This is a genomic window from Neisseria sp. HMSC078H04, from assembly GCF_001838135.1.
Classification (GTDB): domain Bacteria; phylum Pseudomonadota; class Gammaproteobacteria; order Burkholderiales; family Neisseriaceae; genus Neisseria.
The window spans coordinates 1-1,535 of sequence record NZ_KV835824.1; the positions used below are offsets into that span (position 1 = coordinate 1).

Sequence of the window (1,535 nt, forward strand, 5' to 3'; positions counted from 1 at the left end):
AACCTGATGCGGTATTACGAGCCTGAGGCGGGACGGTTTGTGAATCAGGATCCGATTGGGTTATTAGGAGGGGATAATCTTTATTGGTTTGCACCCAATGCGCAAACGTGGATTGATATTTTAGGGTTGAATAGATTCACCCGTACTACATGGCAAGCTCCATCTAAAGGAACAGGTCAAACGTATACGGTATTTCAACAGGCAATAGATTGGGATATGGTTGATAATAAAGGGAGGACAAATTTACAACGTGCATCTAAAGGGTTAGCTCCTTTGGGGGCTGATGGTAAATCTATCAATCTACATCACTCAAAACAAGATGCTAGGGGTGCTTTGTTTGAATTGACGAAAACAACGCATAGTAAATATGATAGAACAAATGCCTTGCATCCTTATAAAGTTGATGGAAGCGGTAAGCATCCATATTTCCCAGTAGATAGAAATGCGTTTGATAAGGATAGAAAGCAATATTGGAAAGATAGGGCGAAAGCAGAAAAAAGACGCAGAAGAAAAGCTGGAAAATGTTAAGGTCAATTTACTTATATTTATATCAAAGAGGTTTGTTATGTTAGATACTAATTTTAAAGAATATCTTGATGATGAATTTGGTAGGATATTGCCAGAAAATCAAAATAAATATCGTGAATTATTCAAAAGATTAGGGTTTGGAAAAATAAATCATGACTTTGTTGAATTTTGGTCAACATATAGTGATGAAATTTATGGAAAAATTGGATATTTGGTTGATTTGGCAATGGACTTAGAGGATTTTTCAAGTAGCCAAACAGAAATTTTGAGAAAAAATATTGGATTACCTGATAATTATTTTTCGTTATTAAATAATGAGTTAGATGATTATATCTTATATGATAAAAATACCGACGAGGTTTTTTTTGTAGAGGCTCCTAATATTCAAAAGTTCATAGAAAATAAACAATTCAGCAAACATTGGAATAGCTTTGAATATTTTATTAAAGATTATCTAAATTATAATGCTTAATATGTTTAATTTTTAAGCGATTAGCAAGCTGTAGCCAATGAAACCTCCAATTCCGATGTAGAGTGTGAACGGTACGCACGCGCGCGGTTTCTGTTTTTCAGACGACCTCACTATTTTCTTTGAGGTCGTCTGAACCATTTGTTCTTTAACAATCTTATTAACAGTTAACATAGAGGTCGTCTGAAAGCCAGCAATTTTCAGACGACCTCTGCCAAATTGCTACGACTACGACGGCTACGGCGATTTGACCGCTGTTTACGGACGCGACGGCAAAAAACTGCGCGGTTTCGCCTACCGCAACCACATCATGGTCGAACACAGCCAGCCCGACGGACTGGTATCCCGTTACGAATACGACCGTTACGACACCGACGGCAAAGTGCTCAAGAGCAGCAACAACCTCGGCGAAGAATGGACGTTCGACTACCGCAAAGACCATACCGTCGTTACCGACGCATTAGGACGGACGGAAGTGTACGGTTTCGACGAAAACCGGGAACTTATCTACCGCATCGATGCCGACGGACAACGCAGC

Annotated in this window: 2 protein-coding genes and 1 pseudogene; all 3 read left to right on the forward strand. The window is 39.0% G+C overall.

Annotation, left to right across the window (positions count from 1 at the left end; genetic code table 11):
* Positions 1-528: HNH/ENDO VII family nuclease (locus HMPREF2560_RS01920; RefSeq protein ID WP_283122222.1), on the forward strand; the 528-nt coding region annotated here is incomplete at its 5' end.
* A gap of 37 nt (positions 529-565) precedes the next feature.
* Complete coding sequence (locus tag HMPREF2560_RS01925) at positions 566-1,000, forward strand: hypothetical protein (RefSeq protein ID WP_003768463.1); 435 nt, start codon at positions 566-568, stop codon at positions 998-1,000.
* A 244-nt stretch (positions 1,001-1,244) separates the two neighbouring features.
* Positions 1,245-1,535, forward strand: a pseudogene (locus HMPREF2560_RS01930) (RHS repeat protein); the annotation flags it as partial.

Excerpts from the sequence above, each read along its gene's own strand:
- HMPREF2560_RS01925 (WP_003768463.1), top strand. The coding sequence starts at position 566 with ATGTTAGATACTAATTTTAAAGAATATCTTGATGATGAATTTGGTAGG.